Origin of the sequence: Pseudonocardia sp. MH-G8 (assembly GCF_002262885.1) — a bacterium.
Classification (GTDB): Bacteria; Actinomycetota; Actinomycetes; order Mycobacteriales; family Pseudonocardiaceae; genus Pseudonocardia.
This window is the reverse complement of record NZ_NKYF01000033.1, coordinates 91,050-98,395: the sequence shown is the minus strand read 5'-3', so window position 1 is coordinate 98,395 and position 7,346 is coordinate 91,050. Positions and strand designations below refer to the sequence as shown.

Genomic DNA, 7,346 nt, shown 5'->3' with positions numbered 1-7,346 from the left:
GGCACAACACCGGGATCTCCACGCCCACCTGCTTGGCGGCGTCGTAGATCGTGGTGCCCTCGGGAACGGTCACGTCCCGACCGTCGATCGAGGCGGTGACGGTCCGGAGCGTGGTGGGCGGCTCCTGGACTGTGGTCATGAGGTCTCCCGATCGGTGCGGCGAGCCGAACGAGGTGCCCGGCGACGGGTCGTGCCGACTCTCGTTCGCATCACGCCCGAGGTCAAAGCAATCCTGGCTATGGGTTGATAACCGTTGCTCATGACTGCGGGACGAGACGGATCAGCCCGCGAGCTCGGCCCGGCTGCGCTCCATCAGTCGCATGATCATCGGCGTGAATATCAGCTGCATGGCGAGGTCCATCTTCCCGCCGGGGCACACGATCGTGTTCGGGCGCGACATGAACGAGTCGTGCAGCATCGCCAGCAGGTAGGGGAAGTCGATCCCGTGCGGGTCGCGGAACCGGATGATCAGCATCGACTCGTCGGCCGCGGGGATGGTCCGGGCGATGAAGGGGTTCGACGTGTCGACGATGGGCACCCGCTGGAAGTTCACGTCGGTGTGGGAGAACTGCGGGCACATGTAGTTCACGTAGTCCGGCATCCGGCGCAGGATCGTCTCGGTCACCGCCTCGGCCGTGTAGCCGCGCGTCACCTTGTCCCGGTGCAGCTTCTGGATCCACTCGAGGTTGAGCACCGGCACGACGCCGATCCGCAGGTCCCCGTGCCCTGCCACGTCGACGGTGTCGGTGACGAGCGCCCCGTGCAGGCCCTCGTAGAACAGCAGGTCGGTGTCGGGCGGCAGGCTCTCCCACGGGGTGAACGTGCCGGGCTCCTGGTCGTAGGGCGCGGCCTCCACCTCGTCGTGCAGGTACTTGCGGATCTTGCCGGTCCCCGTCTCGCCGTAGGTGCGGAAGAGCTCCTCGAGCTGGTCGAAGAGGTTCGCCTCGGGGCCGAAGTGGCTGAACGTGTGGTCGGCCCGGGCGTGTGCCTCGGCCATCGCGGCCTTCATCTCGGCCCGGTCGTAGCGGTGGAAGCTGTCGCCCTCGACGTAGGCGGCGTTCACGCCCTCGCGCCGGAAGATCTGCTCGAACGTGCGCATCACCGAGGTGGTTCCTGCCCCGGACGAGCCGGTGACCGAGATGATGGGGTGCTTGCGTGACATGGTGCCTCCTTCAGCTCGCGGCGACCCGGAACAGGCCCCGGTCGCCGTACAGGGGCGAGTCGTACGGACCGTCGTTGAACTGGCGGTGGTAGCGGTCGATCAGCGCGACCTCGTCCTCGGCCCCGAAGATCAGCGGGCAGCGCTGGTGCAGGCCGGTGGGGACGACGTCGAGGATCCGCTCGCGCCCGGTGCTCGCCGCGCCCCCGGCCTGCTCGATCAGGAACGCCACGGGGTTGGCCTCGTAGAGCAGCCGCAGCCGGCCCGGCTTGGCCGGGTCCTTGGTGTCGCGGGGATAGAGGAACACCCCGCCGCGGGTGAGGATGCGGTGCGTCTCGGCGACGAGCGAGGCGACCCAGCGCATGTTGAAGTCCCGGTGCCGCGGCCCGGACCGGCCGATCAGGCACTCGTCGACGTAGCGGCGCACGGCCGGTTCCCAGAACCGCCGGTTCGACGTGTTGATCGCGAACTCGCTCGCGGGCCCCGGCAGCCGGATCGACTCCCGCGTGAGGACGAACTCGCCCAGCGCCGGGTCGAGGGTGAACGCGTGCACGCCCCGCCCGAGCGTCAGCACGAGCATCGTCGCCGGGCCGTACAGGGCGTAGCCCGCGCAGACCTGCTCCGTGCCCGGCTGCAGGAAGTCCTGCGTGGTCGCGTCCGCTCCGGGCTCGGGTGCGCGCAGGATCGAGAAGATGCTGCCCACGGACATGTTCACGTCGATGTTGGAGGATCCGTCGAGCGGGTCGAAGACCAGCAGGTGGTTCCCGCGCGGGATCTCCGCCGGCGGCAGGTGGGGCTCGTCGAGCTCCTCGGAGACCAGTCCCGCGAGCCGGCCGCTGCGCTCCGTCGCGCGGAGGAAGTAGTCGTTGGCGAGCACGTCGAGCCGGTGCTGCACCTCGCCGTGGACGTTGGTCCCGCCCGGTGCGTCGAGGGTGTCGCGCAGCGTGCCGAGCGCGACGCGGTTGGCCACCGCTTTGCAGGCGAGGGCGACGTCGAGGATCAGGGAGTCCAGGTCCGCGGCGGGCGCGGGATGGCGCCGGCGCTCCTCGATGAGGAACTGCGCGAGGGTCACGTGGTCGGCGAGCATGGGTTTCCTCTCATCCCGGTGCACGGGTGGGCGGAACACGGCCGCCGCATCCGACTGTGCGCGCGCTCGCGGGTCCGGACATCCCCCTGACGGGGGGCCGGTGGGGGGTGTCAGCCGGGCGGTGTGCGCCATCCGAGTTCGGGGACGCCGAGCAGGTGCTCGATCAGGAGCCGGGTGGACGGCGTCGGGTCGTCCTGGCTGACGACGTGCCACGGCCGGTCGAGCGGTACGCCGGGTACCGGCAGCTCGACGAGCGCCCCGGAGTCCAGCTCGCGGCGCACGGCCCGTTGCGACACGAGGGTGACGCCGAGCCCGGCCACGGCCGCGGCGATGACCGCGCCGTTCGAGCCGAGCGTCAGCTGCGGCGGGGTGATGTCGAGGCGTTCGAGCAGGGTGGCGCAGGTGGCCCGCATCCCCGACGCCGGCTCCCGCAGCAGCCAGGTCACCCGCCCCGGGTCGAAGCCCGCGCGCTCGTCGGGCGGACCGACCACGACCAGCGAGTTCGGGCTGACGGCCCGCACCCGGGCGGAGCGCAGGTCGTCCGGCGGCCGCCCGGCGACCACGAGGTCGGCCTCGTGGCGCGCCAGCATCGGCCAGATCAGGCCCCGCGGCGCGACCTCGAGCCGCAGCACCACGCCGGGGTGCTTCGCGCGGAACGAGGCGAGCATGTCCGGGATCAGGAACTCGCCGGCGGTGGTGACCGCGGCGAGCCGGATCGCGCCGTGCTCGGGATCGGCTTCCGAGCGCGCCGCGACCACGGCCTCGCCGTGCAGGCCGAGGATCCGGCGCGCGTACTCGGCGTAGCGTTCCCCCGCCGGGGTCAGCCGGACGCCGCGGCCGTGCCGGGTGACGAGCGGGGTGCCCACCTCCGCGCTGAGAGCGCTGACGGAGGAGGACACGGACGACTCGGTCACCACGAGGCGCTCCGCCGCGCCGCGCACGGAGCCGGCGTCGGCCAGCTCGACCAGCGCGCGCAGCCTGGCGTTCGTGGTCATCTCGTCGCCCGGTCCGTCCCCGTCAGGCCGAGCGCACCGTGGCCCCCGGCTCGGCGTCGTCGCGGAACACGCGGCTGGCGAGCAGGTCCGGTGCCTCGATCGTGGTCAAGGCCGCCAGGTCGACCCGCGGGTCGGCCTGCTCGACGAGCCTACGTGCCTGCCGCAACCGGGCCCGTTCCACCGCGTTGCGGACGCTGCGCGCGTTGGCGAACCAGGGCTGCCCGGCCCGCCGCTCCAGGTAGCGGTGCAGGACCTCGCGCGCGTCGTCGGACAGGCGGTAGTGCAGCCCCTCGGTCATCAGGACCGCGATCTGCTCGAGCTCGCCGACCGTGTAGTCCGGGAACGTGACGTGGTGGGCGATCCGGCTCTGCATGCCCGGGTTCGCCGCGAAGAACGTGTCCATCTTGTCGGCGTAGCCGGCCAGGATCACCACGAGGTCGTCGCGGTGGGCCTCCATCACCTGCAGCAGGATCTCGATGGACTCGGAGCCGTAGTCCCGCTCGTTCTCCGCCTTGTACAGGTAGTACGCCTCGTCGATGAACAGCACGCCGCCCATCGCCCGCTTGATCACGTCCTTCGTCTTCGGCGCGGTGTGCCCGACGTACTCGCCGACGAGGTCGTCGCGGGTCACGCTGACCAGGTGCCCGCGGCGCAGGTAGCCGAGCCGGTGCAGCAGGTCGGCCATCCGCATCGCGACGGTCGTCTTGCCGGTGCCGGGGTTGCCGGTGAAGCACATGTGCAGGGTCGGGCGGGCGGCCTCGATCCCGTAGCGCTCCCGCATCCGGTCGACCAGCAGCAACGCCGCGATCTCGGTGATCCGGGTCTTCACCGGGGCCAGGCCCACCAGCTCGGTGTCGAGCCGCTCCAGCACCTCGTCGATGCCGGCCTCCCGCCGCGCCGTAGCCAGGTCGACCACGGCGTCGGCGGGAAGCTGCGCGGCCGCCTCACCGTCGGGCTCGGGTTCCGACCCCTGGTCGGGCCGGAACCCGAAGGGCGCCCCCTGTCCGGTCCCCGTCGTCACGGCGCCGGGTACCGGTCCCCGGAGGGACGCTCGGTCGCGTAGGAGTGCGTCGTGTACTGGATCCGCCGGTCGGAGGTCTCCTGCCGGTCGAGCCGGAAGCCCGGCTCCGCGGCGGGCCGCTGCACGATGAACGACAGCGCGGTGGTCTGGCGGCCCAGGCTCGCGTCGTAGGCGGTGAGCCGGATGTAGGTGTTCGGCTTGGCGGTGCGGCAGGCGTTGACCTCGAGCAGCACCCCGGCCGGGTCGCGCAGGTCGAACATCGGCAGGCCCCACATGTCCCAGTAGGTGTTGCGCGGGTGCGGGTCGTCGGTGAACTCCACCGCCAGCGGCCAGCCGTTGGCGAGGCAGTAGTCGATCTGCTGGGTGATCTCGGCGTCGGTGAGGTCGGGCAGGTAGGAGAAGGTGCCCTGGGTGATGCGCACGGTGTCGGCTCCTTCAGGCGCTCGTCGGCGTCGCGACGACGTCCGGGGTGTCGGTGGACTCGTAGTTGAAGGTGATGTCGCCCCAGGTGGCCAGGGCCATGTCCAGCGGACGGTTGCGGGCGGCGGCCCGCTTGAGGATCTCCGGGCCCTCCTTGTAGTAGTCGAGGCCCTCGTTCCGCGCCTTGATCATCGCCTCGAGCGCCACGCGGTTCGCCTCGGCGCCCGCCGCGATGCCCATCGGGTGCCCGATCGTGCCGCCGCCGAACTGCAGGACCACGTCCTCGCCGAGGTGGTGGATCAGCTGGTGCATCTGGCCGGCGTGGATGCCCCCGGAGGCCACGGGCATCACCCCGGGCATGGACGCCCAGTCCTGGTCGAAGTACAGGCCCTTCACCGGGTCGGCCTTGACGTTGTTCAGCCGCAGGGTGTCGTAGAAGCCGGCCGTGGTGTTCGGGTCACCTTCCAGCTTCCCGACGACGGTGCCGGCGTGGATGTGGTCCACCCCGGCCAGGCGCATCCACTTGGCGATCACCCGGAAGCTCACGCCGTGGGTCTTCTGCCGGGTGTAGGTACCGTGCCCCGCGCGGTGCAGGTGCAGGATCACGCCGTTGGCGCGCGCCCAGTTCGCCATCGACTGGATCGCGGTGTAGCCGACCGTGAGGTCGATCATCACGATCGCCGAGCCGAGCTCCTTGGCGAAGTTCGCCCGCTCGTACATCTGCTCCATCGTCCCGGCGGTGACGTTGAGGTAGTGGCCCTTGATCTCGCCGGTGGCCGCCTGCGCCCGGTTGACCGCCTCCATGCAGAACAGGAACCGGTCGCGCCAGCGCATGAACGGCTGGGAGTTGATGTTCTCGTCGTCCTTGGTGAAGTCCAGGCCCCCGCGCAGCGCCTCGTAGACGACGCGGCCGTAGTTGCGCGCCGAGAGGCCCAGCTTCGGCTTCGTGGTCGCGCCGAGCAGCGGGCGCCCGTACTTGTTCAGGTGCTCGCGCTCCATGACGATCCCGTGCGCCGGACCCTGGAACGTCTTCACGTAGTGGGTGGGGATCCGCATGTCCTCCAGGCGCAGCGCCTTGAGCGGCTTGAACCCGAAGACGTTGCCGATGATCGAGCTCGTCAGGTTCGCGATCGAGCCTTCCTCGAACAGGTCGAGGTCGTAGGCGATCCAGGCGATGTACTGACCCGGCGTGCCCGGCACGGCCTCGACCTTGTAGCACTTGGCCTGGTAGTGCTCGAAGGTCGTGAGGCGGTCGGTCCACACGACCGTCCACGTCGCGGTGCTCGACTCGCCGGCCACGGCGGCGCCCGCCTCCTCCGGTGGCACCCCGTCCTGCGGCGTGATCCGGAAGGCGCACAGCACGTCCGAGTCCTTCGGCACGTAGTCGGGCTGCCAGTAGCCCATCTCGGCGTAGGGGATGACTCCGGCGTTCCATCGGTCCGTCATGCCATCGAGAGTGAGCTGCGCCAACCTCAGTGTCCATCGAGACTTCCCGGCGGAACCTTGAGTGATCACTGAAGAGTCACGGTTCCCCCCGGCGTCTCCCCAGGTTGGGTGAGGCCCAGGTCAGGGGTTCCTCCGTACGTTCGCCGGCGACGCTCACCGACGGAAGGACCTCCCGACATGGGTTCGTGCAGGCAGATCGCGCAGCAGCTGGTGGCGCCCGGCAAGGGCGTCCTCGCCGCGGACGAGAGCATCGCCACGATGTCCAGCCGGCTGGAGAAGGCGGGGGTGGAGGCCACCCCCGAGAACCGGCGCCGCTACCGGGAGCTGCTTGCCACTACGCCGGGCCTGGCCGACAGCGCCTCGGGGATCATCTTCGCCGACGAGACCCTGCGTCAGACCTTCGCCGACGGCAGCCCGTTCGCCCGCGCCGTGCACTCGCTGGGCGTCCTGCCCGGCATCAAGGTCGACACCGGTGCCAAGCCCTGTCCCGGGCTGCCCGGCGAGACGGTGACCGAGGGGCTCGACGGCCTGTCCGCCCGGCTGGCGGAGTACGCCGAGATCGGGGCGGCGTTCGCCAAGTGGCGCGCCGTCCACGTCATCACCGACGCGCTGCCCAGCGCCGGGGCGCTCCGGAGCAACGCGAACGCGCTCGCCCGCTATGCGGCGGCCTGCCAGGAGGCCGGGATCGTGCCGATCGTCGAGCCCGAGGTGCTCATGGACGGCGCCCACCCGATCGACCGGTGCGCGGAGGTCACCGCCGCGGCGCACGCCGCCGTCCGCGAGGAGCTCGCGCTCCTGGGCGTCGACCTCGCCGGGATCGTGCTCAAGCCCAACATGGTGATCGAGGGCCGCGACCACGCCGGGACCACCTCGCCGGAGCGGGTCGCCGAGGCCACCGTCGAGGTGCTGCGCGCCTGGCCCGACGAGCTGGCCGGCGTCGCGTTCCTCTCCGGCGGGCAGCCGCCCGAACGCGCGACCGCCAACCTCGAGGCGATGCAGCACCACCGCACGCCGTGGCCGCTGACGTTCTCGTTCGGCCGGGCGCTCGTGGACCCGGCGCTGGCGGCGTGGCACGGCGACCCCGCCCTGGTCGGGGCGGGGCAGGCCGCGCTCGCCGAACGCGTCGCCGCGAACGCGGCGGCCGTGCGCCGCTCGCACACCGAGTTCGTTGCCGGCACACCGACTGCAGTCGGTGTGTGAGCACCGCTATCGGTGTGT

At 71.2% G+C, this 7,346-nt stretch carries 8 protein-coding genes; 1 reads left to right on the top strand and 7 read right to left on the bottom strand.

Translation table 11 applies throughout. The annotated features are described in order from the left end of the window. From CFP66_RS50535 to CFP66_RS41090, 7 genes are all read right to left on the bottom strand, one after another. Window positions 1-139: 2Fe-2S iron-sulfur cluster-binding protein (locus CFP66_RS50535; protein WP_198962019.1), on the bottom strand; the 139-nt coding region annotated here is incomplete at its 3' end. A 141-nt stretch (window positions 140-280) separates the two neighbouring features. Next, complete coding sequence (locus CFP66_RS41115; protein ID WP_094930784.1) at window positions 281-1,162, bottom strand: phosphoribulokinase; 882 nt, start codon at window positions 1,160-1,162, stop codon at window positions 281-283. Window positions 1,163-1,172: 10 nt separating this feature from the next. After that, window positions 1,173-2,246 (bottom strand): class 1 fructose-bisphosphatase, encoded by a 1,074-nt coding sequence (locus CFP66_RS41110; RefSeq protein ID WP_094930783.1) that lies wholly within the window; start codon window positions 2,244-2,246, stop codon window positions 1,173-1,175. Window positions 2,247-2,356: 110 nt separating this feature from the next. Next, window positions 2,357-3,241 carry a LysR substrate-binding domain-containing protein gene (locus tag CFP66_RS41105; protein WP_094930782.1) on the bottom strand — a complete coding sequence of 295 codons (885 nt, stop codon included), beginning with the start codon at window positions 3,239-3,241 and terminating at the stop codon, window positions 2,357-2,359. 22 nt (window positions 3,242-3,263) lie between these two features. Continuing rightward, on the bottom strand, window positions 3,264-4,262 hold the full coding sequence (gene cbbX / locus CFP66_RS41100; protein ID WP_094930781.1) for a CbbX protein: 999 nt from the start codon (window positions 4,260-4,262) through the stop codon (window positions 3,264-3,266). Continuing rightward, window positions 4,259-4,684 (bottom strand): ribulose bisphosphate carboxylase small subunit, encoded by a 426-nt coding sequence (locus CFP66_RS41095; protein WP_094930780.1) that lies wholly within the window; start codon window positions 4,682-4,684, stop codon window positions 4,259-4,261. Before CFP66_RS41095 ends, cbbX begins: the two co-directional genes overlap by 4 nt. Window positions 4,685-4,697: 13 nt before the next feature. Next, window positions 4,698-6,128: a form I ribulose bisphosphate carboxylase large subunit gene (locus CFP66_RS41090; protein ID WP_094930779.1), complete on the bottom strand. Its 1,431-nt coding sequence runs from the start codon at window positions 6,126-6,128 to the stop codon at window positions 4,698-4,700. Window positions 6,129-6,305: 177 nt separating this feature from the next. Between CFP66_RS41090 and CFP66_RS41085 the strand changes: the two genes are divergently transcribed. After that, window positions 6,306-7,328, top strand: coding sequence for a class I fructose-bisphosphate aldolase (locus CFP66_RS41085; protein WP_094930778.1), 1,023 nt, complete (start codon window positions 6,306-6,308; stop codon window positions 7,326-7,328). Window positions 7,329-7,346: the final 18 nt, after the last annotated feature.

Bases quoted from the DNA above. Each gene is read 5' to 3' on its own strand.
- CFP66_RS41115 (WP_094930784.1), bottom strand. From the start codon at position 1,162: ATGTCACGCAAGCACCCCATCATCTCGGTCACCGGCTCGTCCGGGGCA.
- CFP66_RS41110 (WP_094930783.1), bottom strand. From the start codon at position 2,246: ATGCTCGCCGACCACGTGACCCTCGCGCAGTTCCTCATCGAGGAGCGC.
- CFP66_RS41105 (WP_094930782.1), bottom strand. From the start codon at position 3,241: ATGACCACGAACGCCAGGCTGCGCGCGCTGGTCGAGCTGGCCGACGCC.
- CFP66_RS41090 (WP_094930779.1), bottom strand. From the start codon at position 6,128: ATGACGGACCGATGGAACGCCGGAGTCATCCCCTACGCCGAGATGGGC.
- CFP66_RS41085 (WP_094930778.1), top strand. From the start codon at position 6,306: ATGGGTTCGTGCAGGCAGATCGCGCAGCAGCTGGTGGCGCCCGGCAAG.